The organism is Micromonospora musae, from assembly GCF_003626635.1.
GTDB classification, from domain to species: domain Bacteria; phylum Actinomycetota; class Actinomycetes; order Mycobacteriales; family Micromonosporaceae; genus Micromonospora; species Micromonospora musae.
Genome location: NZ_RAZT01000003.1, coordinates 421,838 through 448,808 on the forward strand (window position 1 = coordinate 421,838; position 26,971 = coordinate 448,808).

Sequence of the window (26,971 nt, forward strand, 5' to 3'; positions counted from 1 at the left end):
CTGGTGAGGCGGCTGAGACAGGAGTGTCGGACCGGGACGCTAGCGTGCCGCGGATGGCTCAGGCGGAGTACGTCCAGCAGGCGCTGGCCGGCCTCGACCCCACCACGGGGGTCGACCCGGCGCTACCGCTGTACGCGACCACGTTCGTGGTGGTCGACCTGGAGACCACCGGCGGTTCCCCCGACGGGGGCGGAATCACCGAGATCGGCGCGGTCAAGGTGCGCGGCGGCGAGGAGCTGGGCGTGCTCGGCACCCTGGTCAACCCGGGGGAGCCGATCCCGCCGTTCATCACCGTGCTGACCGGCATCACCCAGGCCATGGTGGTGCCGGCGCCGCCGATCGAACAGGTGTTGCCGAGCTTCCTGGAGTTCATCGCCGACGCCGTGCTGGTCGCCCACAACGCGCCGTACGACGTCGGTTTCCTGAAGGCCGCCTGCGCCCGGCACGGCTACCGCTGGCCCAACCCCCGGGTGCTGGACACGGCCGCGCTGGCCCGCCGCGTGCTGACCCGCGACGAGGTGCCCAACCGCAAGCTCGGCACCCTCGCCGCTTACTTCCGGGCCGCCACCCAGCCGAACCACCGCGCCCTGGACGACGCCAAGGCCACCGTCGACGTGTTGCACGCGCTGATCGGCCGCCTCGGCGGGCACCGGGTGGAGACCGTCGGCGACGCGATCGAGTTCGCCAAGGCGGTCACGCCCACCCAGCGCCGTAAGCGGCACCTGGCCGAGGGGTTGCCGAAGGCGCCCGGGGTGTACATCTTCCGCGCCGCCGACGACCGACCGCTCTACGTCGGCACCTCCGGTGACATCGCCACCCGGGTACGCAGCTACTTCACGGCGGCGGAGAAGCGGGCCCGGATCTCGGAGATGCTCGCCGCCGCCGAACGGGTCGAGGCGGTCGAGTGCGCGCACTCGCTGGAGGCGGAGGTTCGGGAGCTACGGCTGATCGCCGCGCACGCCCCGCCCTACAACCGCCGGTCGAAGTATCCGGAGCGGATGCTCTGGCTCAAGCTCACCGACGAGCACTATCCGCGGCTCTCGGTGGTCCGTGAGATCTCCCCCACCGACCAGGCCTACCTCGGGCCGTTCACCTCCCGGCGGGCCGCCGAGCTGGCCGCCGCCGGCTTCTACGACGCGGTGCCGCTGCGCCAGTGCACCCACCGGCTCTCGCTGCGGACCGTCACCCCGGCCTGCGCGCTGGCCGAGCTCGGCCGCTGTCCGGCGCCCTGCGAGCACCGGATCAGCCCCGAGGCGTACGACGAGCGCGCGGCCGCCCCGTTCCGGGCCGCGACGGCCGACGACCCGCAGGTGGTGGTCGACGCGCTGCTGCACCGGATCGAGACGCTCTCGGCGGACCAGCGTTACGAGGAGGCGGCGGTGGTCCGGAGTCGGCTGACGGCGCTGCTGCGTGCCGCGGTGCGGATGCAGCGGCTGGCCGCGCTCGCCGGCATCGCCGAGCTGGCTGCGGCCCGGCCGGCCGCCCGGGGTGGCTGGGAGCTGGCGCTGGTCCGGCACGGCCGGCTGGCGGGCGCCGGCGTGTCCCCACCGGGCGTCCATCCCCGACCGACGCTGGCCGCCATCCGCGCCACCGCGGAGACCGTCGCGCCGGGTCACGGGCCGGTCCCCCGTGCGACGGCCGAGGAGTCCGAGCGGATCCTGTCCTGGTTGGAGCGGCCGGAGACCCGGCTGGTCGAGATGTCCTCCGGATGGGCGTCCCCGGTGCGTGGCGCGGCACGTTTCCGGGACCTCCTGGTCAAGGCCGAAGCCGCCGCGGCCCACCAACTCTCGACCGAACGCCCATGACCAACTGACCGATCGGACTACGTCGACTCCCTTACTCTGTTAGAGAAGTGCATTCCTGCCCGTTTCGTGGGCCTGCTCCCGGTTGCCGGTCCTCCGGTGGCCGCGGGGCCGGGGTGAGGAGGTGTCCCTCGTGGACGTCGACGCCGGACACGGCGCCGCCCTGGGGGGCGCGCTTCCCACTCAACCTGGTGAGCTGCCACTGACCCGCCGGCTCCGGTCACTGCTCAACTGGCCGGCCGCCGAGTCCGACCCGGTCGGGCAGCTGGCCCGCGCCCACCGGGTCATCCACTCCGGCGCCGACCCCGCGGTGCTGCGCCGGGCGTACTCGATCGCCGAGACCATGCACCGCGGGCAGTTCCGCAAGAGCGGCGAGCCCTACATCACGCATCCGCTCGCGGTCGCCCAGATCTGCGCCGGCCTCGGGATGGACACCACCACGCTGGTGGCCGCGCTGCTGCACGACACGGTCGAGGACACCCGCTACACGCTCCAGGCGCTCGCCGACGACTTCGGGCCGAAGGTGGCCCACCTGGTCGACGGGGTCACCAAGTTCGACAAGGCCTTCTACGGCAAGGCCGCGGAGGCCGAGACGATCCGGAAGATGATCATCGCGGCAGGCCGCGACGTCCGGGTCCTGATCATCAAGCTGGCCGACCGGCTGCACAACATGCGCACCCTCGGGGTCCGGTCGGCCGCGTCCCGGGAACGGATCGCCCGCAAGACCGAAGAGGTGCTCATCCCGCTCTGCGACCGGCTGGGCATCCAGACGCTCAAACGCGAGCTGGACGACGTGGTGCTGCAGCACCTGCACCCGGAGGAGCACGCCCGCATCGCGCGGCACGTGCACGACCGGCCCGGTTGGGACGCGTACCTCGCACAGGTGGTCGCCCAGGCGAAGGTGGCGCTGCGCCGCGACCGGGTCGACGCCGAGGTGGCTCCCCGTCCGCGGCACCTCTACTCGATCTGGAAGGACACGGTCGCCGGCAGCCACAGCGCCCCGTACGACCTGCCCCGGATCGCCGTGGTGGTGGACGGCCCAGCGACCGACTGCTACGCGGCGCTCGGCGCGATCCACGGGCTCTGGCGCCCGATGCCGGGCCGGTTCAAGGACTACATCGCCTCGCCCAAGAACAACCTCTACCGCTCCCTGCACACCACCGTCTGCGGGCCGAAGGACCGCACCGTCGAGGTGCTCATCCGCACCCAGGAGATGCACCGCTCGGCCGAGTACGGCATCGCCGCCGACTACCGCTTCCCGCAGACCGGTGGCGGCGCGGGCGGCGCCGAACAGCTGGCCTGGCTGCACCGGGTGCTGGACTGGGAGCAGAACGCCGCCGACCCGGCCCAGTTCCTCGAGTCGCTGCGCTGCGACCTGGCCGAGGCGCAGGTCGAGGTCTTCGCGGACGGGCGGCAGATCGTACTGCCGGCCGGCGCCACCCCGGTCGACCTCGCGTACGAGCTGGGCACCGAGCGCGGTGACCACTGCCTCGCGGCGCGGATCAACGGCCGGCTCGCCCCGCTCTCCTCCGAGCTGGAGGAGGGCGACGTGGTGGAGATCTTCACCGAGAACGACGCCGAGAACGGCTTCGAGGCGGAGGCCGCGCCGCGAGGCCCCCGCCGGGAGTGGCTCGGCTTCGTGAAGTCCCCGCACGCCCAGATGCAGATCAACCGCTGGTTCGCCGAGCACACCGAGCCGGGCATCTCGATCAACGACAAGGTCCGGCTCGGCCGGGCCACCATCGGGCTCACCCTCCGCCGGCACAACCGGGGGCTGGCGAGCGAGCTTCCACTGCTGCGTCTCGCCGAGGAGCTCGGCTACCCCGACCTGGAGACTCTGCTGGTCGCGGTCTTCGACCGGGTGGTCGAACCGGACACCGTGGTGCGGCAGCTCATCGACCTCGTCGACCATCGGCAGTGATCACCGGCCCCCGCCGGGCACCAACCCCATTCGTGGCCATTAGCCTGGTGTCATGATCCCTCGCTCGCGCGCCACCGGTCGGGCCATCGGCTACCAGGTCTTCTACCGGCTGCCGCTGCCGGTACGCCGCCGTCTGGTCCGGATGGCCGTGCCGAAGTACATCGTCGGCGCGGTCACCCTGGTCCGGGACTCCGAGGCCGAGGGGGCGGGACGGCTGCTCCTGCTCCGTCAGCCGCCCGGCCGTGGCTGGACGCTCCCGGCCGGGCTGCTGCAACGGGGTGAGAACCCGGCGGTGGGCGCGGCCCGTGAGCTCTACGAGGAGTCCGGCATCCGGCTCTCCCCCGCCCGGCTCGTTCCGGCCGTGCCGAACGCGATCGTGCACGCCAAGGGCTGGGTGGACGTCGTCTTCACCGCGGAGGTGCCGGCGGCCACCACGGAGTTGAAGGTCGACGGCGCCGAGGTCTTCGAGGCCGCCTGGCATCCGCTGGACGACCTGCCCCGGCTCAGCTGGGCGACGGCGCGCCTGCTGGCGTACTACGACATCGGGCCCCTGGTGGGGCAGTTCCCGCCGCCCCTGCCGGACACGGCGGAGTGAGCGTGCCGGCCGGCGTGCCGGACCTCTGCGCGGTGGTGCTCGCCGCCGGCGAGGGCACCCGGCTGCGGCCGCTCACCGAACGGCTGCCGAAGGCGCTCTGCCCGGTCGGGAACGTGCCGCTGCTGGACCGGGCGCTCGCCCGGCTCGCCGGCCTCGGCCTCTCCGGGCCGGATCGGGTCGCGGTGAACGCCTGCTACCTGGCCGGCCAGGTGGTCGAGCACGTCGGCGGCCGCGCCCACCTCTCGGTCGAGCCGGGCGATCCGCTCGGCACGGCGGGCGGGGTGGCGAAGCTGAAGGAGTGGATCGCCGGGCGGCCGGTGCTGGTCGGCAACGCGGACGCGTACCTCGCCGACCCGACCGCTGGACCCGGCCCGGACCTCGCCGCGATGCTCGACGGCTGGGACGGGACCGAGGTGCGCCTGCTGGGCCAGCCGGCCGCCGATCCGGGAGCGCCCGGAACCTTCCGCGGGCACGTCTTCACCGGGTTCTCGCTGCTGCCCTGGCGGGCGGTGCGCGACCTGCCGGTCGAGTTCGGCGACCTGGTACGCGCGGTGTGGCGACCGGCCGAGGCGGCGGGCGCGCTGCGGGTGGTGCCCTACCGGGGCACCTTCTACGACACCGGCACCCCGGCCGACTACCTGGCGGCGAACCTGCACGCCGCCGGCGGTGACGTTCTCGTCGATCCGGCCGCCACGGTCACCGGGCGGTGCCGGGAGTCGGTGGTGGGGGCAGGCGCCGTGGTGCACGGTGAGGTGATCCGGTCGGTGGTCTGGCCCGGCGCGACGGTGCGGGCCGGGGAGCGGCTGCACGAGGTCGTCCGGGCCGCTGACGGGCTGACCGTGCCGGCGGGTCGGGGACCGGCCGGAGGCTAGGCGCCGCCCGGCCATCGCCCGGGTCCGGGACAGCCGGGCGTGGTGTCCTGGAACAGGCCTAGAGTGGGCGACGACGTCGACGAAACGGAGAACCTGCCCGTGATCACCGCGATCGTTCTGATCGACTGCGCCACCGACTCGATTCCAGAGGTGGCCGAGACTCTGGCCAATCTTCCCGGCGTCAGCGAGGTCTACTCGGTCGCCGGGCACGTCGATCTGATCGCCATCGTCCGCGTCCGGGAGTTCGACCAGATCGCCGAGGTGATCGCCGGGCGCATCTCGAAGGTGCCCGGGGTGAACAACACCGAGTCGCACATCGCGTTCCGGGCGTACTCCCAGCACGACCTGGAGGAGGCGTTCGCGATCGGCCTGGCCAACGCCGACTGATCGCCGCCCCCTCGTACGCCACGGCCCGCCGGCCCACGGCGGGGCCGCCGGTCACCGACGGACGAGCAACGGCCGGCCCACCGTGTGATGGGCCGGCCGTTCGTGCTCACCGAGGTCAGCTCACGCCAGGAGCCGGGGTCTCGTTGGTACCGCCGCCCGGAGCCGGCGACTCGGTCTCGGTACCGCCCGGAGCCGGCGACTCGGTCTCCGTGCCGCCGGGAGCCGGCGACTCGGTGGTCGCGCCGGGGCTCGGCGTACCGGTGGCGCTGGCCTGCGGGACCGGGATGCCCAGCTGCTGAGCCAGCTGGACCAGCTCGTCATAGTGCGTCTGGAGCGCCGGTAGCGCGGTCTGCGCCAGCTGGATCACCGACTGTTCGGAGCCCTGCGAGATCTCCGTCTGGGTGGCCTGGATGGCCTGCAGGTGGCCGGCGAGCTGCGCGGTCACCCACTCCCGGTCGAAGTTCTTGCCGCTGGCGTTGTTCAACCGGTCGATCACCGCCTGTTGGTCGGCGGTGGGCCCGTTGGGCAGTTGCACGTTGAGCTGTGACGCGGTCTGCTGCACCGTCTGGTCCAGCTGCGTGTGGTCGGTCACGAACATCTTGCCCAGGTCCTTGACCCGCTGGTTCTGGCCCTTCTGCTGGGCCAGCTCACCCGTGGTGATCTCGAACAGGTTGACCTGGTGGATCGCCTGCAGGTACTGGGTGTCCTGCTCCGACGGTTGTGCCTTGGCCTGCGCCGCGGCGGCCGGCGCGACACCGACCAGCACCAGCGCGGCCAGCAGGCCGAGCCGTTTGATTCCCAACATGCTTCCTCCCCGTGAGACGTTGGACCGCACGGTTACCCGGCTCACCGGGGTTATTCCTGCGATCCCCGTGCGCGAGGGGACGGCCCGCTCGGACCCGTCGTCCGCTCTGCGCCGACTCAACCGGCTTCCCGCCTGGTCGGGGCGGACCGGGGCGGAAACGGGACGTGGCGCCCACCGGAGGATCCGGTGGACGCCACGTCCAGGTGGGTCGAGGTCAGTGACGCGACTCGGAGCCGCTGCTGATCTCCGCACGCTCCGGTCGGGGCTCGACCGGCGGGTGTCCCGGCGAGACCGGCGCGTCGACCGGCTTCTCGATCGGGTAGAAGAAGCCCCGGATGGCCGGGCCGAGGGCACCGAGCCGGTTCATCTTCTTCGGCACCACCCAGCCGGTGTACTCCAGCGCCCCGTGGCCGTCGTGGTCCTGCGCGCTCAGCGGCTGGTGGACCTCGACGAACTTGCCGTCCGGCAGGCGCCGGATGATGCCGGTCTCCACGCCGTGCGCCAGCACCTCGCGGTCGTGCTGCTGCAGACCGAGGCAGATGCGGTAGGTGACGAAGTACGCCAGCGGCGGCAGGATGAGCAGGCCGACCCGGCCGGCCCAGGTCATCGCGTTCAAGCTGATCTGGAACTTGTCGGCGATGACGTCGTTGGCCCCGGAGAGGGTCAGCACCAGGTAGAAGGCGACCGCCATGGCGCCCACCGCGGTGCGGGCCGGCACGTCCCGAGGACGCTGGAGCAGGTGGTGGGTCCGGTAGTCCTTGAGGTGCCGGGCCTCCACGAACGGGTAGAGCGTGGAGAGCCCGACCAGGATGCCGGGTAGCACCACCGTCGGCCAGAACAACGGCGGGATCACGTAGCCGTCGCCGAGTGGAATGTCGATCTGCCAGGCCGGCATGAGCCGGGTCGAGCCGTCCAGGAACATGACGTACCAGTCCGGCTGGCTGGCGGCGGAGACGACCCAGGCCTCGTACGGGCCGAAGAGCCAGATCGGGTTGATCTGGAACAGACCGCCCATCAGCGCGATCACGCCGAAGACGATCATGAAGAAGCCGCCCTGCTTCAGCGCGTACCGCGGGAAGAACCGCTCGCCGACCACGTTGCCGTTGGTCCGGCCGGGGCCGGGCCACTGGGTGTGCTTCTGCGTGAAGACCAGGCCCAGGTGGACGGTGATCAGCGCGAGCAGCAGGGCCGGGATGAGCAGCACGTGCGCGATGAAGAACCGGCTGATGATGATGGTGCCCGGGAACTCCCCGCCGAAGATCGACGAGGTGAGCCAGGAGCCGATCACCGGGATCGACAGCATGATGCCGGAGGCGATCCGCAGGCCGGTGCCGGAGAGCCCGTCGTCAGGCAGCGAGTAGCCGGTGAAGCCGGCCAGGAAGCCGATCCAGAAGAGCAGCGAACCGATGATCCAGTTCGCCTCACGCGGCTTGCGGAACGCGCCGGTGAAGAAGATCCGCAGCATGTGCACGACGATCGCGGCCATGAACAGCAGGGCCGCCCAGTGGTGCATCTGCCGCATGACCAGACCACCCCGAACCTCGAAGGAGAGGTCCAGGCTGGAGGCGTACGCGGCGGACATCGGCGTGCCGCGCAGCGGCGCGTAGCTGCCGTTGTAGACCACCTCGGTCATCGACGGCTCGAAGAAGAACGTCAGGAAGGTGCCGGTGAGCAGCAGCACGATGAACGAGAAGAGCGCGATCTCACCGAGCAGGAACGACCAGTGGTCCGGGAAGACCTTGTTCAGCAGGCCGCGCAGCGGAGTCGCCACCTTGAAGCGGTCGTCGATCCCCACCGCAGCCTTGCCCGGCGTCGCCGCCAGGTCGAACTTACGACGCTTCACGGCCGCTCCCAGAAGTCGGGCCCGATGGTCTCGGTGTAGTCGGACTTCGCCACGAAGAAGCCCTCAGAGTCTACCTCGATGGGCAGCTGCGGCAGCCGTCGACTGGCGGGGCCGAAAACAGGCCGGGCGTTGTCGGTGATCAGGAACTGCGACTGGTGGCACGGGCAGAGCAGCCGGTTCGTCTGCTGCTCGTAGAGGCTGGCCGGGCAGCCCGCGTGCGTGCAGATCTTGGAGAACGCCGCGTAGTTGCCCCACATGTAGTCGCCGTGGCCCACTCGCTCGTTGGCCCGCCGCGACTCCTGCGCGTCCTCGTCCCGGAGGTGGATCAGCAGCGTCGGCGAGTCCGCGTGCTGGTTGCTGATGCCGTGCTCGATGCCGGGGAAGACGGTCAGCTGGCCGCCGGCGCTGACGTCTGCGGGGCGGATCGGGCGGCCGTCCTCACGGACCAGCCGGATCCGCTGCCCACCCTCCGCCGGGGCGAAACCGGTCGTGAACATCTGGTTGTTCTTGTGCGGGTTGGAGATCAGCCCACCCACCAGCGGCGCGGCAGCGACCGCACCGATCGGCACGAGACCCGCCAGCAGCGAGATGCCGAGCAGCGGGCGACGCTTCACGCCGAACTCGTCCGCCATGTAGACAATCGTCTGGCCGGTGATGGTGCGGTTGTCCTCGGAGACCGCGCCCTCGTGCCGGTCCTGGATCGAGACCTCCTTGGGCAGCAGCTTCTTGCCCCAGGTCAGGATGCCGAAGCCGACGCCGAGCAGGGAGAGGCCCAGGGTCACCCCGAGCAGCGGGGTGTACCACTTGTCGCTGCCGCGACCCGGAGCGTACTCCCACGGCCACCAGATGTAGATGACCAGGAAGGCAGTCCCCACCAGGCCGGCGAGCAGGAAGAACCAGGCGACCAGGCGGACGAGTCGACGCTCGGCCTTCGTGCCCGGCGCGACCTGCGGCTCGTAGTGGACGATCTCGATGTCGTCCCGGCGGGCGCCCTCGCGGACGATGTCGAAGCGGGTAAGCCCGGGGGTGTTCACGTCGAGCGGCTCCCGACCCTGCTGGGTCTGGTGCTCGGTGTGCGTGCTCATGCCGTCACCTCGTTACCGGCGGTGCCGCGCGACGGCACCACAGCACTGGATCGAAAAGTCCGCTCGGTCACGACTTGCCCGCAATCCACAGGGTGGCGAAGACGAGCGCGACGATGCCGACCAGGAAGATCGCCAGACCCTCGGTGGAGGGGCCGTACCGGCCCAGGTTGAAACCACCCGGGTCCTGGTCGTGCTTCAGGGTCTCCTGGATGTAGGCGATGATGTCGGCCTTCTGGTCCGGCCGAAGCTGGTTGTCGCCGAACACCGGCATGTTCTGCGGACCGCTGAGCATCGCGGCGTAGATCTGCCGGTCGCTCGCCGGGCGCAGGCTCGGGGCGAACTTGCCCGAGGAGAGCGCGCCACCACCGGCGCCGAAGGCGTGGCACTGCGAGCAGTTGATCCGGAACAGCTCACCGCCGGTCGCGATGTCGCCGCCCTCGCGCAGGTTGGTGCCCTGCGGCAGCTCCGGGCCGCCGCCGAGCTCCTGGATGTACTGGGCGAGCTGGCGGGTCTGCTCGTCGGTGAAGAGCGGCGGCTTGCGGTGCGCCTGGGCCTCCTGGCGCGTCGCCGGCATCCGGCCGCTGCTCACCTGGAACTCGACCGAGGCCGCGCCGACGCCGATCAGGCTCGGGCCGCGTCCCTCGACACCCTGCGCGTTGCGACCGTGGCAGGTCACGCAGCTAACGTCGAACAGCGCCTTGCCCTCGGCAGCGGCGCTGCTCAGCGGCGGAGCGTCCTGGGCCTGCGCACCAGGGGCGAAGACGGTGTAGGCGCCGCCGGCGAGCGTCAGCGCGGCGAGCAGCCGGACCGCGGCGCCCAGCCGGCGGCGGCCCCTGCTGCGCGCCGCGGGCCGCCCGCGCAGCCGCGCGAGCAGACCGCGTCGGCGGTCGTTGTCAGAAGTCATGACCTGTGTCCTTAACCGGTTGGACCTTCTCAGGGGACGGAGCAACGGCGCAGTTCGTGATGCGCCAAGATCACTGAAGCCAGTAGATCATGGCGTACAGCGCGATCCACACCACGTCGACGAAGTGCCAGTAGTACGACACGACGATCGCCGAGGTGGCCTGCGCCGGCGTGAACCGGCCCATGGTGGTGCGGATCATGAAGATGATGAAGGCGACCAGACCGCCGGTCACGTGCAGACCGTGGAAGCCGGTGGTCAGGTAGAACATCGACCCGTAGCCGTCTTCGTTGATCTTCACGCCCTCGTGCACCAGCGTGCGGTACTCGTTGAGCTGCCCGAGTACGAAGATCAGGCCCATCACGAAGGTGATCGTGAACCAGCGCCGCAGCGCGTGCACGTCACCCCGTTCCGCCGCGAAGACACCGAGCTGGCAGGTCACCGAGGACAACACCAGGATCACCGTGAAGGTGGTCGCGTACGGGATGTTGAGGTGCTCGGTGTGCTTCGCCCACTGCTCCGGCGCCGCGGCGCGGATGGAGAAGTACATCGCGAACAGCGCCGCGAAGAACATGAGTTCGCTGGAGAGCCACACGATCGTCCCGACGCTGACCATGTTCGGTCGGGTCAGAGAGTGGATCCGGCTCTTGTCAATGGCTGGGGCCGCAGTCACGCGGTCATTATTGCCCCTGACCGGCATCCACGATCAGCGGGGGGCCAAACCGGTGGTCAGGGTGGCCCGATCGTGGTCGTCCGGTTCGCCTGGCCTAGCCTGAAAAGCGTGCTGCACGTCGATCCGATCTTCGCCGCCACCTCGACCGCCTCGGCGTACGCCGCCGGCGGCGTCTCGGCCCTGCCGTCGAGCGCGGCCGGCGGGGAGGCGCTCCCGCCGCCGTTCACCATCGGCGCCGTACTGACCGAGACCCGGCTGGACAGCTGGCTCGCGGTCGGCCTGGTGCTCGCCGCCGGGATCTACCTCTACGGCGTACACCGGCTGCGGGTGCGTGGCGACCACTGGCCGGTGGCCCGGACCGTCTTCTTCCTCGGGCCCGGCCTCGGGGGGATCGCGCTGGTCACGGTGAGTGGGCTGCACGCCTACGACACGGCGCTGCTGAGCGTGCACATGGTGCAGCACATGATGCTGTCGATGGTGGCGCCGATCTTCCTGGCGCTGGGCGCGCCGATGACGCTCGCCCTCCGGACGCTTCCGCAGCGACCCCGCAAGCGGCTGCTCGCGATCGTGCACAGCCGGATCGCCCGGGTCTACAGCTTCCCGCTGGTGGCGTTCGCCATCTTCGTGGTCAATCCGTTCGTGCTCTACTTCACTGACCTGTACCGGTTCACGCTGGAGCACGCCTGGGCGCACGAGCTGGTGCACGCGCACTTCATCATGACCGGCTGCGTGTTCTTCTGGCCGCTGCTCGGCCTGGATCCACTCCCCGGACGCTGGCCCTACCCGGCGCGGGCGCTGCTGATGGTGCTCTCCGTGCCGTTCCACACCGTGCTCGGGCTCACCGTCATGCAGAGCACCACGCTCTTCGGTGGCGACTGGTACCCCTCCCTCGGTCTCGACTGGGCCGACCCGTTCGACGATCAGGTGCTCGCCGGCGGCATCCTCTGGGCGGGCGGCGAGTTCGTCAGCGTGACCATGCTCGCCGTGCTGGTGGTCCAGTGGATCAAACAGTCGGAGCGGGAGGCACGCCGCGTCGACCGCGAGCTCGACCGGCAGGAGGCCCGCGAGCGCGCCGCCGAGTCAGCGGCCTGAGCTGCGCCGGGGTACGTCGCCGAGGAGCGGCGCCGGGCGGGATGTCGGCTGTGTCACGTCGACCGGTACGATCGGCGGGCAGCTACGAGGTGGGATAGCGAAGCGGAGTGTCGGCATGAGCGATCGTGAGTGCACCGTCCTGCTCTACAGCGACGACCCGCAGGTCCGTGACCGGATGCGGCTCGCCGTCGGCACCCGGCCCGCGCCCGGTCTCCTGATCGAGTTCGTCGAGGCCGCCACCTACGCCGAGGTCGTCCGGCTGGTCGACGACTACGAGATCGACCTCCTGCTGCTCGACGGCGAGGCGACGCCCGGCGGTGGCATCGGAATCGCCCGCCAGATCAAGGACGACCGGGCCGACGCGCCGCCGACCTGCGTGGTGATCGCCCGCACGGCGGACCGATGGCTCGCCGCCTACGCCGAGGTCGACGCCACTCTGGTGCACCCGCTCGACCCGGTGACCACCGGCAACACGGTGGCCGAGCTGCTGCGGACGCACGCACCCGCCTGACGTCCCCGCTCCGGCACCGACCACGGCGCCGGACCGACCGGCGCCGGTTCACCCACCCGCATCCGCATGCTCGGGAGGCCCGCGATGGGCGATCGGACCTGGCCGCACCTGCTCAACGCGCTGCTGCGCGGCGAAGAGCTCTCCACCGCCGACACGGCCTGGGCGATGGGCGAGATCATGAGCGGCGCCGCCACCGCCGCGCAGGTCGCCGGGTTCGCGGTCGGGCTGCGCGCCAAGGGTGAGACGTCGGCCGAGCTGGCCGGGTTGGTCGAGGCGATGCTCACCCGGGCGGTCCCGGTGCAGCTCAGCGACGAGCAGCGGGCCACCGCCCTGGACGTGGTCGGCACCGGGGGCGATCTCGCTCACACGGTCAACATCTCCACCATGGCCGCGCTCGTGGTGGCCGGCGCCGGCGTACGGGTGGTCAAGCACGGCAACCGCGCCGCCTCCTCGCTCTGCGGCACCGCGGATCTGCTCGAGTTCCTGGGCGTACCGCTGGATCTCGGCCCGGAGGCCGTGGCCCGGTGCGTGGCGGAGGCCGGCATCGCGTTCTGCTTCGCGGCCCGCTTCCACCCGGGTATGCGGCACACCGGCCCGGTCAGGCGCGAACTGGGCGTGCCCACCGTGTTCAACTTCCTCGGCCCGCTGAGCAACCCGGCACGCCCCCGCGCCGGCGCGGTCGGCTGCTTCGACTCCCGGATGGCGCCGGTGATGGCCGGCGTCTTCGCCGCCCGGGGCGACTCGGTGCTGGTGATGCGGGGCGAGGACGGGCTGGACGAGTTCAGCACCGCCGCGCCGACCCGGGTCTGGGTGGCCCAGGGCGGCACCGTACGCGAGACGCTGCTGGACGCCGTCGACCTCGGGGTACCCCGGTCCACCCTCGCCGACCTGCGCGGCGGTGACGCGCCCTACAACGCCGCCGTGGCGCTTCGTCTGCTGGCCGGCGAGCCCGGGCCGGTACGCGACGCCGTCCTGGTCAACGCGGCGGCGGCGCTGGCCACCCAGGGCCCGCTGGACGGCGATCTCGTCGAGGCGCTGCGGGGCGGGCTGGCCCGCGCCGCCGAGTCGATCGACTCCGGCGCCGCGGCGGCCACCCTGGAGCGTTGGGTCGAGGTCGCCAAGGGGCTCTGAGGCCTCGCCGCGGCCGAGGTCGCGGTGGTCACGGCCGCCGCGGCCGAGGTCGCGGTGGTCGCCGCCTGGATCGTCTTGATCGACTCGACTTCGCTGAAGTCGGGGTGTCCCAGCGACCGCGATGGCCCGACTTCCTTGAAGTCGAGTCGATCGAGCGCACGCGGGCGCGACCGTTCATGTCGGAGCGGCGTGCCAAACTACAACGGAGTGATTCGACCTCCGTCGGGCCGACGCCCACGACCGGCCCCGCTCCCCCGAGCGGCACGGCGTCACTCCGGCGGCCCACAGCGAGAGGAGACGCCCGTGTCGGAGCGAGAGCTCTACTGCGACAGCTGCCAGGGCGTTCAGCAGTTCGAGACGCCACCCTGCGTCGACGGGCACGGCGCCGACTGCCCCGAACTCGTCTGCACCCGCTGCGGCGGCGCCGTGTTGATCGCCACGTTCACCTTCCGCGCGCCTCGCCTCGGCCAAGCCCGCGGGCAGTCCCCCGCCCGACGCCGGGCCGCCTGACGGCACCCGCGCCACGGCCCCGCACTCACCACGCCGCACCGGCCCCGGACACCCGAAAGCCCGCCTCCGAGGAGGCGGGCTTTCGTGGTTGGTCCGGTTGCGGCGGGCTCAGTGCTCCGCGGTGCGCCGGGTGCCCGAGTAGTACTCGAAGAGCAGCCCGCACACGGCGAAGATGACCGCCACCAGGCCGGCGCCGACCAGCCAGAACTGCCAGAAGACCAGGCCGAGGCCGGCGACGGCGGCGGCGAGCGCCAGCCCGAACGGCCAGTAGCTGCCGGGGCTGAAGAAGCCGACCTCGCCCGCGCCGTCGGCGATCTCCGCGTCCGGACGGTCCTCCGGACGCAGGTCGATCCGGCGGGAGACGAACCAGAAGAAGCCGCCGCACATCGAGCAGAGGAAGAACGACAGTGCCAGCGCGGTGGTGCCGACCCACTCGACCCGGCCGTCCGCCTCACCGGCGGTCCAGGCGCCGTAGAGGATCGTCGCGCCGAAGAGGAAGCCGGCGATGATCAGGAAGATACGCCACTCGGTCTTCATGCCCGCTCCCTCAGCGTCCCGCGCCGGCCGGGGCCGGGTCCGGGTTGAAGTTGTGCTCCGTACGCCGCGTCTCGAACGGCGCCGTGGTCTGCGCGTACGGGTCCTCGCCGATCGCGGTCAGGGCCTCCTGGGTGGTCTTGCCGTCCCGCTTGGCCGCGAGGAACTGGTCGTACTCCTCCGGCGAGACGACCCGCAGCTCGAAGTTCATGAACGCGTGGTAGGTGCCGCAGAGCTCCGCGCAGCGTCCGACGTAGGCGCCCTCACTGTCCAGGCTGGAGACCTCGAACACGTTGCGGATCTTGCCGGGCATCACGTCGCGCTTGAACAGCAGCTCCGGCACCCAGAACGAGTGGATGACGTCCCGGCTGGTCTCCTCGAAACGGATGGACCGACCGGTCGGCAGCACGAGGATCGGAATGACCTCGCTGGTGCCGAGCGTCGAGGCGACCGTGTTGGCGTCCACGCCCTGGCCGTCGCGGTAGTTGAACTGCCAGTTCCACTTGAACGCCACCACCTCGACGGTGACGTCCGGGTTCTTGCTCAGCTTGTTCACGTCGGTCTGCACGATCGCCGTGTAGTAGAAGAGCACGGACACCACGAGGATCGGCGCGATGGTGTAGAGGAACTCCATCGGCATGTTGTAGCGGGTCTGCACCGGCAGGTCGTTGCCCCGCTTCCGGTAGCGGATCACGCACCAGAAGATGAGGAACCACACGAAGACGCCGACTGCGAGCGCCGCGATGCAGGATGCGATCCAGAGGTCGTACATCCGGTGCGACTGCGGCGTGATACCGCCCTGCGGCCAACCGAAGCCGTGGAACGTCTTGCCGACGTCACAGCCCGTGAGCAGGAACAGCAGCGCCGCGCCGCCGAGACCGAGCCCGGCGAGCCGACCAGCACCACGCCGCCGGCGCCCGCCGGCTCCCGCGTTGTGCCGTACGGCCGACGGCCGTACCTCCGAACTCCTTGCGACCACCTGGTCCTGCCTCCCTAGCGCGCCGCGGTGTCTGTCCTTGTCCTGTCGATCTCCGGCTCCCGGAGCGACAGCACCTGCGGCAAAGGCGTCACCGACGGTCGCAGATTACTCGACCATGACCGGCTGGACCGTGTTGGGGTCACTCTCCGACCCCCAACGGGGGATCTTGGCTCGATCGGCGAGATAGCGTAATGAGTCGTGAGCGCCTCCCCGGTATACCTGGACGCCGCCACGGCGACGCCGCTGCACCCGGTGGCGCGGCAGGCGCTGTCCGCCGCCCTCGAGGACGGCTGGGCCGACCCGGGCAAGCTCTACACGCAGGCCCGTCGGGCCCGCCAGCTGCTCGACGCGGCCCGGGGCGCGGCCGCCGAGACCCTGGGCGTACGCCCCGACGAGCTCTCCTTCACCGCCAGCGGCACGGCCGCCGCGCACGCCGCCGTGCTCGGCGGACTGGCCGGTCGACAGCGGACCGGCCGCAGGCTGGTGCACTCCGCCATCGAGCACTCGGCGGTGCTGCACGCGGCCGAGCGGCACGTGTCCGGCGGCGGCGACGCCGTCGCCGTGCCGGTGGACCGGCTCGGGCGGCTCGATCTCGACGCCTGGTCGGCCGAGGTGCGCGAGCCGGGCGTGGCGCTGGCCGCGCTGATCGCGGCCAGCCACGAGGTGGGCACCCTCCAGCCGGTGGCCGGGGCGGCCGCCACGTGCGCCGAGGCCGGGGTGCCGCTCTACGTCGACGCGGCCCAGGCGGTCGGGCGGATGCCGGTGCCGGCGGGCTGGTCGGTGCTGACCGCGAGCGCGCACAAGTGGGGCGGCCCGGCCGGCGTCGGCCTGCTGGTGGTGCGCAAGGGCGTCCGCTGGGAGTCGCCCTACCCGGCCGACGAGCGCGAGTCGGGTCGTACGCCGGGGGCGTTGAACCTGCCCGCGGTGGTGGCCGCGGCGGCCAGCCTGCGCGCGGTGGCGGCGGAGGCCGAGGCGGAGGCGGCCCGGCTGACGCCGCTGGTCGACCGGATCCGGGCCCGGGTGGCGACGGAGGTGCCGGACGTCGAGGTCGTCGGCGACCCGGAGCGCCGGCTGCCGCACCTGGTCACCTTCTCCTGCCTCTACGTCGACGGCGAGGCGTTGCTGCACGCGCTGGACCGGCGGGGCTTCGCGGTCTCCTCCGGCTCGTCGTGCACCTCCTCGACGCTGCGGCCGTCACACGTGCTGGAGGCGATGGGGGTGCTCTCGCACGGCAACGTCCGCGTGTCGCTGCACCGGGAGACCTCGGCGGAGGATGTCGAGCGCTTCCTCGCCGAGCTGCCCGGGATCGTCGCCGCCCTGCGGGCCGAGGCGGGGGTGGTGGGGCTGTGACGATGCCGGACGAGGTGCTCGACTGCCGGGGCCAGCGCTGCCCGTTGCCGGTGATCGCGGTGGCCCGCCGCCTGCCGGAGCTGCCGGTGGGCACGGTCGTACGCGTGCTCGCCGACGACCCGGCGGCGGCGGTGGACCTCCCCGCCTGGTGCCGGATGCGGGGACAGGAGTTCGTCGCCCGGGTCACCGGACCCGACGGGCCCGCCTACGACGTCCGCCGCGTGCACTGATCACACCCGCGCCGGCCGTCCCGCCCGAATAGCGGCTCAGGCCACCAGGTGCGGGCGGACCTCGTCGGCGGCCACGTCGCCGTACGACTCGCCGAGGCGCTTGATGAAGAGGTCCCGGCGTACCTGGTACTCCTGCGTACCGACGGTCTCCAGCACCAGGGTCGCCAGCAGCGAGCCCACCTGGGCGGCCCGCTCCAGGCCGACGCCCCAGGAGAGCGCGGTGAAGAAGCCGGCGCGGAAACCGTCCCCGACACCGGTCGGGTCGACCGCCCGGATCTCCCGGGCGATGGGCACGTGGATCGGGTCGAAGTCGCGTCCGGCGATCTCCACGCCGTCCTTGCCGAGCGTGGTGACCCGGACCTTCACGAGGTCGAGCAGCTGCTCGTCGCTGAGCCCGGCCTTGCTCTGCAGGAGCGACTTCTCGTAGTCGTTGGTCATCAGGTACTCGGCGCCCTCGATCAGCGCGACCACGTCCTCGCCGGCCATCCGGGCCAGCTGCTGGGAGGGGTCGGCCGCGAAGGGGTAGCCGCGCTCGCGGCACTCGGCGGAGTGCCGCAGCATCGCCTCCGGGTCGTTCGCGCCGACCAGGACCAGGTCGAGGCCGCTGAGACGATCGGCGACCGGGGCGAGTTCGATGTTTCGTGCCTCGCTCATCGCCCCCGCGTAGAAGGAGGCGATCTGGCACATGTCGAGGTCGGTGGTGCAGACGAAGCGGGCGGTGTGGGCCACCTCGCTGACGTGCACCGAGTCGCAGTCCACGCCGTGCCGCTCCAGCCAGGAGCGGTAGTCGGCGAAGTCCGCGCCGACCGCCCCGACGAGCACCGGGTGCAGGCCGAGCTGCCCCATGCCGAAGGCGATGTTCGCCGCCACTCCGCCGCGGCGCAGCACCAGATCGTCTACCAGGAAGGAGAGCGACACCTTGTGCAGTTGGTCGGCGATGAGCTGGTCGGCGAAGCGACCGGGGAAGCTCATCAGGTGGTCCGTGGCGATCGAACCGGTCACCGCGATCTTCATGTCAACCCTCATGGTTCGGGAGCGGGGCGCGGCCAGCCTACCGGGCCGGTAATCCCGCGGTGTCCGGTCGGTAGGACGGCGGTCACCCGCCGGAAACCGGGCCGCAACGAGGACGGGGCCGCCCAGATGGGCGGCCCCGTCCTCGTTGAGGTCGATTCAGCTGAAGGAGTCACCGCAGGCGCAGGAGCTGCCCGCGTTGGGGTTGTCGATGGTGAAGCCCTGGGCGTCGATCCGGTCGGCGAAGTCGATGGTGGCGCCGGCCAGGTAGGGGGCGCTCATCCGGTCCACGACGACCTCGACGCCGTCGTAGCCGCTGACGACGTCACCGTCGAGGGAGCGCTCGTCGAAGAAGAGCTGGTACCGCAGGCCGGAGCAGCCGCCCGGCTGCACCGCGACCCGGAGCCGCAGGTCGTCACGGCCCTCCTGCTCGATCAGGGCCTTGACCTTCTGCGCCGCGACGTCGGTGAGGACGACGGTGGTGGCGGCCTGGGCCTCGGTCGACTCGGTCTGCGCTGGCGTGGTCACGTGGAATTCTCCCTGCGCGCTCGTGGTGTGTTCGTCCCCGACCAACGTCACCCGTCCGTCGGCGATTCCCACTGTGGTCCAATTTTTGATTGTAGGCCGGTCCGGGCCGCACTGACCCCTGGACGTGAGCTCGGGATTGCCCCGGGCGGCGCGGGTCACACCTGCCGGGGGCGGCTCCACTGCCCGGCCAGCCGGGCGCCGAGCTCGCGCAGCCCGTCGGCGGGCCGGCCGAGCGCCTCCGCCAGGCCCCGCTCGTCGCCCCCGAAGTGCTCCACCAGGCTGTACGCGTCGGTGACCCCCGCGGCGGCCGCCTCCCGCCGGCCGGTGCTCACCTGACCGGCCAGGACCAGGCAGGGAAGCCCCCGGTCCCGAGCCGCCCCGGCCACCCCGGCGACCACCTTTCCGCGCAGCGACTGATGGTCGAAGGAGCCCTCGCCGGTGATCACCAGGTCGACCTCGTCCAGCGCCTCGTCGAGGCCGATGGCCCGGGTGACCAGGCCGATGCCCGACTCGCAGCGCCCACCGAGGGCGAGGACCGCCGCGCCGATCCCGCCGGCGGCCCCGGCTCCGGGCAGCGCGCCGAGGGACGCCGGACAACCGGGCAGATCCCGTTCCAGCACCGCCGCGAAGCGTTCCAGCGCGGCGTCCAGCAGGAGCACGTCCGCCCGGTCCGCACCCTTCTGCGGGCCGAAGACGTTGCTCGCGCCGTGCAGTCCGAGCAGCGGATTGTCGACGTCGGTGGCGGCCACCAGGTCGACGCCGCGCAGCCGGGGCGCCCCGTCGAGCCCGGCGACGGCGGCCAGCGCCGCGCCCCCGTACGGCAGGGCCAGGCCCGCCTCGTCGAGCGCGGTGACGCCCAGCGCGGCGAGCATTCCCGCCCCCGCGTCGTTGGTGCCCGAGCCGCCGAGCCCGATCACCACGCGCCGGGCGCCCCCCTCGACCGCCGCGGCGACCAGCAGGCCGAGGCCGAAGGAGCTGGTGATCTTCGGATCCCGCTCGGCGTCGGCGAGCAGGTGCAGACCGCACGCCTGAGCGCTCTCGACGTAGCCGGTGCCGTCGGCGGTGAGCAGGATCTCACCGGTGACGGGACGGCCGAGCGGATCGACCGTCGGCACCGTTCTCCGGTGGCCGTCCGACGCGTCGGCGAGCACGTCGACGAAGCCGGGCCCACCGTCGGCGAGCGGCCGGATCAGCAGATCGTCACGGTCGGCGACCGTACGCCAACCCGCCGCGATCGCGGCGGCCACCGCCGGTGCGGTCAGGGTGCCGGCGAACTTGTCCGGGCAGAGCAGCACGCGCATGCCGAGCAGTGTGGCAGCACACACCGGTGGAAGCTGCACACCGTTCGCGCTGTGGGACCATGGGGGACGTGACTTCCACCTGGGTAGAACCCTCCAACACGGCCACGGCCCTGCTGCTGCTCGGGCGGGGAAGCGACCCGGCGACGGAGCGCGGAGTGGAGTGTCCGGGCGATCTTCCGGCGCCCAGCGACCCCGACCTGGTGGCCCGGGCCGCGGCCGCGAAGGCCGCGCTGGGGAGCAGGGTGTTCGTGCTGGGGCACCACTACCAGCGCGACGAGGTGATCCAGTTCGCCGACGTGACCGGCGACTCGTTCAAGCTGGCCCGGGAGGCGGCGGCCCGGCCGGACGCGGAGTACATCGTCTTCTGCGGCGTGCACTTCATGGCCGAGAGCGCCGACATCCTCACCACCGACAGCCAGAAGGTGGTCCTGCCGGACCTGGCCGCCGGCTGCTCGATGGCGGACATGGCCGTCCTCGGGCAGGTCGAGGCCGCCTGGGACGTACTGACCGAGCTGGGCGTCGCCGAAGAGACCGTCCCGGTGACCTACATGAACTCCTCCGCCGACATCAAGGGCTTCGTCGGCCGGCACGGCGGGGTGGTCTGCACCTCGTCGAACGCCAAGCGGGCGCTGGACTGGGCGTTCGAGCAGGGTTCGAAGGTGCTCTTCCTGCCCGACCAGCACCTGGGCCGCAACACGGCGGTGCTGGAGATGGGCTACTCGCTCGACGACTGCGTGCTCTTCGACCCGCACAAGCCGAACGGCGGGCTGACGCCGGAGCAGCTGCGGGACGCGAAGATGATCCTCTGGCGGGGGCACTGCTCGGTGCACGGCCGCTTCACCCTGGAGAGCGTGAACGACGTCCGCGAGCGGGTGCCCGGGGTGAACGTGCTGGTCCACCCGGAGTGCCGGCACGAGGTGGTGACCGCGGCCGATCATGTCGGCTCGACCGAGTACATCATCAAGACCATCGAGGCGGCGCCGGCCGGCTCGGCGTGGGCGGTGGGCACCGAGCTCAACCTGGTCCGCCGGCTCGCCATCGCCCACCCGGACAAACAGATCATGTTCCTGGACCGGGCGGTCTGTTACTGCTCGACCATGAACCGGATCGACCTCCCGCACCTGGTCTGGGCGCTGGAGGAGCTGGTGGCCGGTCGGGTGGTGAACCAGATCACCGTGGATCCGGACACCGCCCGGCACGCTCGTTCGGCCCTGGACCAGATGCTGGCACTTCCCGGCGTCGACGCCTCGGTGCCGACCGCCAACTGATCACGTTCCGTAGCGTCGTTGATACCCATTAGTGCGGGATCGCCGATTTAACACCCTCCGGGTGGTGTGACCGGTTCCATTCTCGCCGCCGAGGACTATGCTGCCGGAGCAACGACGCAGGCGGTCCGTTTCGATACGACCGCATCCGGGGTAGCGGTAGGCATCGCGCCCCACATCAACACGGCAGCACCGATGCGCTGGAGGTTGCGTTGACCGAGGACGTCCTGGTCGTGCACGGAGGCACTCCGCTCGAAGGGCGGATCCGCGTGCGCGGCGCGAAGAACCTCGTCTCCAAGGCGATGGTCGCCGCCCTGCTCGGCGACAGCCCGAGCCGGCTGTTCGACGTGCCGAAGATCCGCGACGTCGAGGTGGTCCGAGGCCTGCTCGGGCTGCACGGGGTCAAGGTGACCGACGGCGAGGAGGACGGCGAACTCGTCTTCGACCCGGCCAACGTCGAGAGCGCCAGCACCGACCAGATCAACGTGCACGCCGGGTCGAGCCGCATCCCGATCCTGTTCTGCGGGCCGCTGCTGCACCGGCTCGGGCACGCGTTCATTCCCGACCTCGGCGGTTGCCACATCGGGCCACGCCCGATCGACTTCCACCTCCAGGCGCTGCGCGAGTTCGGCGCCACGGTCGACAAGCGGCCGGAGGGGCTGCACCTCTCCGCCCCGAACGGCCTGCGCGGCACGAAGTTCTCGCTGCCGTACCCCAGCGTCGGCGCCACCGAGCAGGTGCTGCTCACCGCCGTGATGGCCGAGGGCGTCACCGAGCTGCGCAACGCCGCCGTGGAGCCGGAGATCCTCGACCTGATCTGCGTGCTGCAGAAGATGGGCGCGATCATCAAGGTCCACACCGACCGGGTGATCGAGATCCAGGGCGTGCCGAAGCTGCACGGCTACACCCACCGGCCGATCCCGGACCGGATCGAGGCCGCGAGCTGGGCCGCCGCCGCGCTGGCCACCCGCGGGCACGTCGAGGTGCTCGGTGCGCAGCAGGCCGACATGATGACCTTCCTGAACATCTTCCGGTCGGTCGGCGGCGAGTACGAGGTGACCGACCTGCGGCCGCCGCGTAACGGCCAGCCGGGCCAGGAGGGTGGCATCCGGTTCTGGCACCCGGGCGGCGAGCTGAAGTCGGTGGCGCTGGAGACCGACGTGCACCCCGGCTTCATGACCGACTGGCAGCAGCCCCTGGTGGTGGCGCTCACCCAGGCCCGCGGCCTGTCGATCGTCCACGAGACGGTCTACGAGCAGCGGCTGGGCTACACCGAGGCGCTGAACTCGATGGGGGCCAACATCCAGGTCTACCGCGACTGCCTCGGCGGCACCCCGTGCCGCTTCGGCCGGCGCAACTTCAAGCACTCGGCGGTCATCGCCGGGCCGAGCAAGCTGCACGCGGCCGACCTGGTCATCCCGGATCTGCGGGCCGGGTTCAGCCACCTGATCGCGGCGCTCGCCGCCGAGGGCACCTCCCGGGTGTACGGCGTGGATCTGATCAACCGCGGCTACGAGGACTTCGAAGCGAAGCTCGCCGACCTGGGCGCCCACGCCGAGCGGCCGTAGCGTTCACCCCTTCGAGTTCGCGCCCGGTGCACCGCGATGTGCACCGGGCGCCGTCGTTTGGCTACCCTTTCCCCGTGCCGTCGCTGTTTCGCCGAAAGCCCACCGACCTCGCCGACGAGGCCGTCACCCCGGTGACGCCCGACGAGGAGTCCGAGTCCGCCCGCCCCCGCGGCTACACGCCCGCCAAGGGGCGCGAGACCCCGAAGCGGCCGAGCGTCGGCCGGCGTCCGGGCGGCGCCCCCACCAAGCCCCTCACCAAGGAGGAGGCCCGGGAGCACCGCCGGCGGATGCGTGCCGAGTCGGCCGCCGAGTTCCGTCGCGAAGGTGGCCCCCGCGACAGGGGCGAGGAGCGGCTGCTGGCCCGGAACGTGGTCGATTCCCGGCGCAACGTCGGCACCTGGTTCTTCGGCGGCGCGTTGATCGTGCTGCTCGGGTCGAACGGCGCGATGCCGCCGCTGGTCCGGCTGATCTCCAACCTGCTCTGGGGCGTGCTGGCGCTCGGTGTGGTGGTCGACTCGATCCTGATCTCGCGGAAGATCGGCAAGCTGGTCCGCGAGCGCTACCCCACCACCGGCCAGCGCATGGGCTCGCTCTACCTCTACGCGATCATGCGGTCGATCACCTTCCGACGCATGCGGACCCCGCAGCCGCGCGTCGAGATCGGCGACTCGGTCTGAGCCGACGCCACGTCGCCGGGTGCGGTGGCGAGGCGAGCGAGCGCCGTCCGGTCACCCTCGGTTCGCGGTAGCGTACGCATGGTCAACCATGCGGAACGCGCCACCGAGAGCAACGGAGTGACCGATGCCCGCTCCCCCGCTGGCCGACATCGCCGCCGCGCTGCGCCGGGAACGCGAGCGGGCCGGGCTGACGCGGGCTGACCTGGCACACCGGGCCGGGCTCGCCGAGTCCGTTCTCGCCCGGTTCGAGAGCGCCGACGGCGATCCGAGCGTGGGGTCGCTCTGGGCGCTCGCCGACGCGCTCGGCATACCCATCGCGCGGCTGTTCGAGGGGCAGCCGCGCGAGGTACGGATGATCCCGGCCGGTGAGGGTCCACGGATCCGCTCCGAGCACGCGGACTTCGCCGGGGCGCTGCTCAGCGCCGGCTCGGCGGAGGTGCGCCGCGACATCTACCTCATCCGGCTCGAACCCGGCGCGGTGGGCAACGCGGAGGCGCACACCCCGCGCAGTGTCGAACACATCGTGGTGGCGACCGGGCGGCTGCGGGTCGGCCCCGAGTCCGAGTTGGTGGAGCTGGGCCCCGGCGACTACGCGGCGTTCCCCGCAGACACCCCGCACCGGTACGAGGCGCTGGCGCGCAACACCATGGCGGTACTGGTGCTGGAGCACCCCTGAGGTCGTGCTCAGCCGGTCCCGGCCACCGCCGGGGCCGTCGTCTCCGGCGGTGTCCGGTAGAGCCGCGTCACGACCTCCTCGATGTCCGGCTCGACGACCGACAGGTCCCGCAGGCTGGCCAGGCCGGCGAGGCCGGAGACCACCTGCGCCACCCCGGCGGACTCCAGCGCGTACACCAGGCGGCGGCCGTCCGCCGCCACCTCCCGCAGCAGGGCGCCGGGCAGGGTCGGCGGGTGCGGCAGCGGCGCGTCCAGTTCGGCGACGACGAGCCGGCGCGACCCGTACCGCTCGTGCAGGTCGGCGATCGAGCCGTCGTGCACCACCCGCCCGTGGTCGATCACCACCAGCCGGGGGCAGAGCCGCTCGATGTCGGCGAGGTCGTGGGTGGTCAGCATCAACGTGGTGTCACCGGTGCGGCCCAGCTCGTCGAGGAAGCCCCGGACCGCCTGCCGGCTCACCACGTCCAGGCCGATGGTCGGCTCGTCGAGGAAGAGCACCTCCGGCCCGTGCAGCAGCGCGGCGGTCAGCTCGCCGCGCATCCGCTGGCCGAGGGAGAGCTGCCGGACGGGAACGTCCAGGAAATCGTCCAGGTCGAGCAGGGCGCGGCAGTGGCGCAGCCGCGCGGCGTGCTCGGCCGCGGGTACCCGGTAGACGTGCCGGAGCAGGTCGAACGAGTCGCGCAGGGGCAGGTCCCACCACAGTTGGGAGCGCTGTCCGAAGACCACCCCGATGCGCAGCGCGAGGCGGGTGCGCTGGGCGACCGGGCGCAGCCCGCAGACCCGTACCTCGCCCGCGCTCGGCGTGAGCACGCCGGTGAGCATCTTCAAGGTGGTGGACTTGCCGGCTCCGTTCGGCCCGATGTAGCCGACCGTCTCGCCCCGCTCCACCCGCAGGTCGAGCCCGTCGACCGCGGCCCGGATCTGCTTGTGGCGCCGCAGGCGACCGGCCTTGACGCGTACCGTGAACTCCTTGCGGAGCCCGCGCGCCTGAATTATCTCAGTTCGTGACTGCGACGCTGCCACGCTCACCCCTCGCCCTCGCCCTGATGGTCGACCCCGTCACGAGCCCGTACTCCGGTAGTGGCGGATCCCGAAACGCCAGGCCCCGGCGGCGAGCGCGGCGGCCACCACCGCGACCCCGGGTGCCGCCCAGCTCACCCACTGCGGGAGGCCGAGCGGGTCGGCGCGGCCGAGCAGCGCCAGCGCCGGGTGGTAGCTGACGAACGCGAACCCGAGGCCGTACGCGAAGAGCGCGCGGAACCAGCCGCCGTAGACGGTGACGGGGTACGAGGTGAAGTCACGCCCGCCGTAGGTCAACGAGTTGGCCAACTCGCCCGACTCGATCCAGAAGAACGAGACGGTGGCGGTGGCGACGAAGACGGAGCCGAAGAAGACCACCCCGGCGGCGGGGGCGGCCACGGCCAGCACTGCCCGCGCGGGCGTCCAGTCGATGTCGGCGGCCGCGACCGCGGTGACCCAGACGGCGAGCCCGAAGAGCGCCCGGGACACCTTGCGCAGCGGTAGGTCCATCAGCAGCAGCTGCGGGAGCGCCCCGAGTGGTCGCAGCAGCACCGCGTCGAGCAGGCCGGTGCGTACGTACCGGGGGATCCGCTCGATGTTGCCGACCAGCAGGTCGGCGGTGGCGAACGCGAACGCGGAGAGGCCGACGATCACCATCGTCTCGCGCAGCGTGAAGCCGCCCAGTTCCCGGGTGACGCCGAAGAGCACGAGGACGGTGAGCACGTCGAACACGGTGGCCCCGACGTTGCCGACCAGGTCCACCACGAACGAGGCCCGGTACGCCGTCTGCGAACGCGCCTGCGCGCCGAGCAGCGCCCGGTACGCGGTGAGCGTCCCGCCCGGCCGGTCAGCCACCCTGGACCACCAGCCGACGTTCGGCCCGGCGCTGCACGAGCCGGCAGGCGGCCAGCAGGAGCGCGGCCCAGCAGATCTGCACGGCGACCAGGGTCACCTGCACCCGCGTGGGGTCCCGCTCGACGAGCACGTCGAGTGGGGTCTGCAGGAGGCTGGGAAACGGCGTGACGATCCACAGTGGCTGGTACACCCACTCGGGGAGGAAACGCAGCGGGAAGTAGAGCCCGCTGAGCACACCCGAGCCGAGGGTCCAGAGGACCAGCGGGCCGCGCACGTCCGCCAGCCAGTAGGCGGTGGTGTTGACCAGGTACCGGCAGGCGAAGGAGAGCACCACGGCGGCGACGACCGAGCCGACGAAGAGCGGCACGGTCGGCCAGCGGGCCGGCAGGTACAGCTCGAAGAAGAGCGGGGCCACCAGCACCGGGGGCAGGAGCCGCACCACCGCGGCGTAGCCGGCGCGACCCGTGTCGGTGGCGAGGTACGCGGTCACCGGGTGCACCGGACGGAGCAGGTCCCCGACGACGTCCCCGGTGCGGATCCGGTCGGCCAGCTCCGTCCAGCCCCAGAGCTGGACGACGGTGAGCAGACCCTGTCCGACCCAGACGAACGTGGTGAGCTGCCGCCGGTCGTACCCGGCCGCGGAGCCGGCGGCGCCGGCCACCGCGAGCAGCACGTAGCAGCGGAGGAATCCGAAGACGGTGTTGGTGACGATCCCGGCCAGGGCGGCCTGACGGTAGGTGGAGTATCGTCGGAAACCGGATGCGGCTATCGCCCAAAATGTCCGGAACCATAGGATAACGTTTGACGTGGTGAACGGTGCCACAGTGGCGTTGACCGAGCCCACGCCGTT

Annotated in this window: 28 protein-coding genes; 15 read left to right on the forward strand and 13 right to left on the reverse strand. The window is 71.7% G+C overall.

Going from position 1 to position 26,971, the window contains the following annotated elements:
• Positions 1 to 53 precede the first annotated feature (53 nt).
• The 5 genes from D7044_RS07730 to D7044_RS07750 all read left to right on the forward strand — a co-directional run bounded on the left by D7044_RS07730 (position 54) and on the right by D7044_RS07750 (position 5,577).
• A complete protein-coding gene (locus D7044_RS07730; RefSeq protein ID WP_120688377.1) occupies positions 54 to 1,805 on the forward strand; it encodes a DEDD exonuclease domain-containing protein in 1,752 nt (583 codons plus the stop codon).
• A 130-nt stretch (positions 1,806 to 1,935) separates the two neighbouring features.
• The gene (locus D7044_RS07735) at positions 1,936 to 3,723 is read left to right on the forward strand and encodes a RelA/SpoT family protein (protein ID WP_120678307.1); all 1,788 of its coding nucleotides are present in this window, start codon (positions 1,936 to 1,938) and stop codon (positions 3,721 to 3,723) included.
• 52 nt (positions 3,724 to 3,775) lie between these two features.
• Complete coding sequence (locus D7044_RS07740; protein ID WP_120688378.1) at positions 3,776 to 4,318, forward strand: NUDIX hydrolase; 543 nt, start codon at positions 3,776 to 3,778, stop codon at positions 4,316 to 4,318.
• Positions 4,319 to 4,320: 2 nt separating this feature from the next.
• Positions 4,321 to 5,190 carry a nucleotidyltransferase family protein gene (locus tag D7044_RS07745; RefSeq protein ID WP_411710965.1) on the forward strand — a complete coding sequence of 290 codons (870 nt, stop codon included), beginning with the start codon at positions 4,321 to 4,323 and terminating at the stop codon, positions 5,188 to 5,190.
• Between the two features lie 99 nt (positions 5,191 to 5,289).
• Positions 5,290 to 5,577: an Lrp/AsnC family transcriptional regulator gene (locus D7044_RS07750; RefSeq protein WP_120678915.1), complete on the forward strand. Its 288-nt coding sequence runs from the start codon at positions 5,290 to 5,292 to the stop codon at positions 5,575 to 5,577.
• Between the two features lie 115 nt (positions 5,578 to 5,692).
• On the opposite strand, the gene D7044_RS07755 is transcribed toward D7044_RS07750, so the two are convergent.
• The 5 genes from D7044_RS07755 to ctaE all read right to left on the reverse strand — a co-directional run bounded on the left by D7044_RS07755 (position 5,693) and on the right by ctaE (position 10,884).
• Positions 5,693 to 6,382 (reverse strand): DUF4142 domain-containing protein, encoded by a 690-nt coding sequence (locus tag D7044_RS07755; RefSeq protein WP_120688380.1) that lies wholly within the window; start codon positions 6,380 to 6,382, stop codon positions 5,693 to 5,695.
• A gap of 214 nt (positions 6,383 to 6,596) precedes the next feature.
• Positions 6,597 to 8,225, reverse strand: a complete 1,629-nt coding sequence (gene qcrB, locus D7044_RS07760) for a cytochrome bc1 complex cytochrome b subunit (RefSeq protein WP_120678315.1) — start codon at positions 8,223 to 8,225, stop codon at positions 6,597 to 6,599.
• Positions 8,222 to 9,310: a cytochrome bc1 complex Rieske iron-sulfur subunit gene (qcrA, locus tag D7044_RS07765; protein WP_120678317.1), complete on the reverse strand. Its 1,089-nt coding sequence runs from the start codon at positions 9,308 to 9,310 to the stop codon at positions 8,222 to 8,224. The genes qcrB and qcrA overlap by 4 nt, the downstream gene beginning before the upstream one ends.
• 67 nt (positions 9,311 to 9,377) lie before the next feature.
• A complete protein-coding gene (qcrC, locus tag D7044_RS07770; protein ID WP_120678318.1) occupies positions 9,378 to 10,214 on the reverse strand; it encodes a cytochrome bc1 complex diheme cytochrome c subunit in 837 nt (278 codons plus the stop codon).
• 70 nt (positions 10,215 to 10,284) lie between these two features.
• Entirely contained in the window at positions 10,285 to 10,884 is a 600-nt protein-coding gene (gene ctaE / locus D7044_RS07775; RefSeq protein WP_120678320.1) for an aa3-type cytochrome oxidase subunit III, read from the reverse strand.
• Between the two features lie 108 nt (positions 10,885 to 10,992).
• On the opposite strand from ctaE, the gene D7044_RS07780 reads away from it, so the two are divergent.
• The 4 genes from D7044_RS07780 (at position 10,993) to D7044_RS07795 (ending at position 14,128) form a co-directional block, all read left to right on the forward strand.
• Positions 10,993 to 11,976 (forward strand): cytochrome c oxidase assembly protein, encoded by a 984-nt coding sequence (locus D7044_RS07780; RefSeq protein ID WP_120688381.1) that lies wholly within the window; start codon positions 10,993 to 10,995, stop codon positions 11,974 to 11,976.
• A 115-nt stretch (positions 11,977 to 12,091) separates the two neighbouring features.
• On the forward strand, positions 12,092 to 12,487 hold the full coding sequence (locus tag D7044_RS07785; RefSeq protein WP_120678324.1) for a response regulator: 396 nt from the start codon (positions 12,092 to 12,094) through the stop codon (positions 12,485 to 12,487).
• An 84-nt stretch (positions 12,488 to 12,571) separates the two neighbouring features.
• Positions 12,572 to 13,618, forward strand: a complete 1,047-nt coding sequence (gene trpD / locus D7044_RS07790; protein WP_120678326.1) for an anthranilate phosphoribosyltransferase — start codon at positions 12,572 to 12,574, stop codon at positions 13,616 to 13,618.
• Positions 13,619 to 13,921: 303 nt separating this feature from the next.
• On the forward strand, positions 13,922 to 14,128 hold the full coding sequence (locus D7044_RS07795; RefSeq protein ID WP_120678327.1) for a hypothetical protein: 207 nt from the start codon (positions 13,922 to 13,924) through the stop codon (positions 14,126 to 14,128).
• 108 nt (positions 14,129 to 14,236) lie between these two features.
• Here the strand turns inward: D7044_RS07795 and D7044_RS07800 are convergent, their stop codons facing one another.
• Together D7044_RS07800 and ctaC are read right to left on the reverse strand one after the other, a co-directional pair.
• Positions 14,237 to 14,665 (reverse strand): cytochrome c oxidase subunit 4, encoded by a 429-nt coding sequence (locus D7044_RS07800; RefSeq protein WP_120678329.1) that lies wholly within the window; start codon positions 14,663 to 14,665, stop codon positions 14,237 to 14,239.
• 10 nt (positions 14,666 to 14,675) lie between these two features.
• Positions 14,676 to 15,641 carry an aa3-type cytochrome oxidase subunit II gene (ctaC, locus tag D7044_RS07805; RefSeq protein ID WP_120678331.1) on the reverse strand — a complete coding sequence of 322 codons (966 nt, stop codon included), beginning with the start codon at positions 15,639 to 15,641 and terminating at the stop codon, positions 14,676 to 14,678.
• Positions 15,642 to 15,839: 198 nt separating this feature from the next.
• On the opposite strand from ctaC, the gene D7044_RS07810 reads away from it, so the two are divergent.
• Both D7044_RS07810 and D7044_RS07815 read left to right on the forward strand, forming a co-directional pair.
• Complete coding sequence (locus D7044_RS07810; RefSeq protein WP_120688382.1) at positions 15,840 to 16,991, forward strand: cysteine desulfurase family protein; 1,152 nt, start codon at positions 15,840 to 15,842, stop codon at positions 16,989 to 16,991.
• Positions 16,988 to 17,221: a sulfurtransferase TusA family protein gene (locus D7044_RS07815; protein ID WP_120678335.1), complete on the forward strand. Its 234-nt coding sequence runs from the start codon at positions 16,988 to 16,990 to the stop codon at positions 17,219 to 17,221. Before D7044_RS07810 ends, D7044_RS07815 begins: the two co-directional genes overlap by 4 nt.
• A 36-nt stretch (positions 17,222 to 17,257) precedes the next feature.
• Here D7044_RS07815 and D7044_RS07820 read toward each other — a convergent pair whose 3' ends face one another.
• The 3 genes from D7044_RS07820 to D7044_RS07830 form a co-directional block, all read right to left on the reverse strand.
• Positions 17,258 to 18,235 (reverse strand): carbohydrate kinase family protein, encoded by a 978-nt coding sequence (locus D7044_RS07820; RefSeq protein ID WP_120678337.1) that lies wholly within the window; start codon positions 18,233 to 18,235, stop codon positions 17,258 to 17,260.
• Positions 18,236 to 18,391: 156 nt separating this feature from the next.
• Entirely contained in the window at positions 18,392 to 18,760 is a 369-nt protein-coding gene (erpA, locus tag D7044_RS07825) for an iron-sulfur cluster insertion protein ErpA (RefSeq protein WP_120678917.1), read from the reverse strand.
• A 155-nt stretch (positions 18,761 to 18,915) separates the two neighbouring features.
• Complete coding sequence (locus D7044_RS07830; RefSeq protein WP_120688383.1) at positions 18,916 to 20,061, reverse strand: glycerate kinase family protein; 1,146 nt, start codon at positions 20,059 to 20,061, stop codon at positions 18,916 to 18,918.
• A gap of 68 nt (positions 20,062 to 20,129) precedes the next feature.
• Between D7044_RS07830 and nadA the strand changes: the two genes are divergently transcribed.
• The 4 genes from nadA to D7044_RS07850 all read left to right on the forward strand — a co-directional run bounded on the left by nadA (position 20,130) and on the right by D7044_RS07850 (position 24,247).
• Positions 20,130 to 21,329, forward strand: a complete 1,200-nt coding sequence (gene nadA, locus D7044_RS07835) for a quinolinate synthase NadA (RefSeq protein WP_120688484.1) — start codon at positions 20,130 to 20,132, stop codon at positions 21,327 to 21,329.
• A 209-nt stretch (positions 21,330 to 21,538) separates the two neighbouring features.
• Positions 21,539 to 22,894, forward strand: a complete 1,356-nt coding sequence (gene murA / locus D7044_RS07840; RefSeq protein WP_120678340.1) for a UDP-N-acetylglucosamine 1-carboxyvinyltransferase — start codon at positions 21,539 to 21,541, stop codon at positions 22,892 to 22,894.
• Between the two features lie 74 nt (positions 22,895 to 22,968).
• Positions 22,969 to 23,571, forward strand: coding sequence for a DUF3043 domain-containing protein (locus tag D7044_RS07845; RefSeq protein WP_120688384.1), 603 nt, complete (start codon positions 22,969 to 22,971; stop codon positions 23,569 to 23,571).
• Positions 23,572 to 23,695: 124 nt separating this feature from the next.
• Positions 23,696 to 24,247 carry a helix-turn-helix domain-containing protein gene (locus D7044_RS07850; RefSeq protein ID WP_120678343.1) on the forward strand — a complete coding sequence of 184 codons (552 nt, stop codon included), beginning with the start codon at positions 23,696 to 23,698 and terminating at the stop codon, positions 24,245 to 24,247.
• Between the two features lie 8 nt (positions 24,248 to 24,255).
• On the opposite strand, the gene D7044_RS07855 is transcribed toward D7044_RS07850, so the two are convergent.
• From D7044_RS07855 to D7044_RS07865, 3 genes are read right to left on the reverse strand one after another with little or no spacing between them, the layout of a single operon-like run.
• Positions 24,256 to 25,269, reverse strand: a complete 1,014-nt coding sequence (locus tag D7044_RS07855) for an ABC transporter ATP-binding protein (RefSeq protein ID WP_233563164.1) — start codon at positions 25,267 to 25,269, stop codon at positions 24,256 to 24,258.
• A gap of 36 nt (positions 25,270 to 25,305) precedes the next feature.
• Entirely contained in the window at positions 25,306 to 26,121 is an 816-nt protein-coding gene (locus D7044_RS07860) for an ABC transporter permease (protein ID WP_120678345.1), read from the reverse strand.
• Positions 26,114 to 26,965, reverse strand: a complete 852-nt coding sequence (locus D7044_RS07865; protein WP_120688385.1) for an ABC transporter permease — start codon at positions 26,963 to 26,965, stop codon at positions 26,114 to 26,116. Before D7044_RS07865 ends, D7044_RS07860 begins: the two co-directional genes overlap by 8 nt.
• Between the last annotated feature and the right edge of the window lie 6 nt (positions 26,966 to 26,971).

Bases quoted from the DNA above. Each gene is read 5' to 3' on its own strand.
- D7044_RS07730 (WP_120688377.1), top strand. From the start codon at position 54: ATGGCTCAGGCGGAGTACGTCCAGCAGGCGCTGGCCGGCCTCGACCCC.
- D7044_RS07800 (WP_120678329.1), bottom strand. From the start codon at position 14,665: ATGAAGACCGAGTGGCGTATCTTCCTGATCATCGCCGGCTTCCTCTTC.
- qcrA (WP_120678317.1), bottom strand. From the start codon at position 9,310: ATGAGCACGCACACCGAGCACCAGACCCAGCAGGGTCGGGAGCCGCTC.
- qcrC (WP_120678318.1), bottom strand. From the start codon at position 10,214: ATGACTTCTGACAACGACCGCCGACGCGGTCTGCTCGCGCGGCTGCGC.
- D7044_RS07850 (WP_120678343.1), top strand. From the start codon at position 23,696: ATGCCCGCTCCCCCGCTGGCCGACATCGCCGCCGCGCTGCGCCGGGAA.
- D7044_RS07785 (WP_120678324.1), top strand. From the start codon at position 12,092: ATGAGCGATCGTGAGTGCACCGTCCTGCTCTACAGCGACGACCCGCAG.
- D7044_RS07820 (WP_120678337.1), bottom strand. From the start codon at position 18,235: ATGAAGATCGCGGTGACCGGTTCGATCGCCACGGACCACCTGATGAGC.
- D7044_RS07740 (WP_120688378.1), top strand. From the start codon at position 3,776: ATGATCCCTCGCTCGCGCGCCACCGGTCGGGCCATCGGCTACCAGGTC.
- D7044_RS07755 (WP_120688380.1), bottom strand. From the start codon at position 6,382: ATGTTGGGAATCAAACGGCTCGGCCTGCTGGCCGCGCTGGTGCTGGTC.
- D7044_RS07830 (WP_120688383.1), bottom strand. From the start codon at position 20,061: ATGCGCGTGCTGCTCTGCCCGGACAAGTTCGCCGGCACCCTGACCGCA.
- trpD (WP_120678326.1), top strand. From the start codon at position 12,572: ATGGGCGATCGGACCTGGCCGCACCTGCTCAACGCGCTGCTGCGCGGC.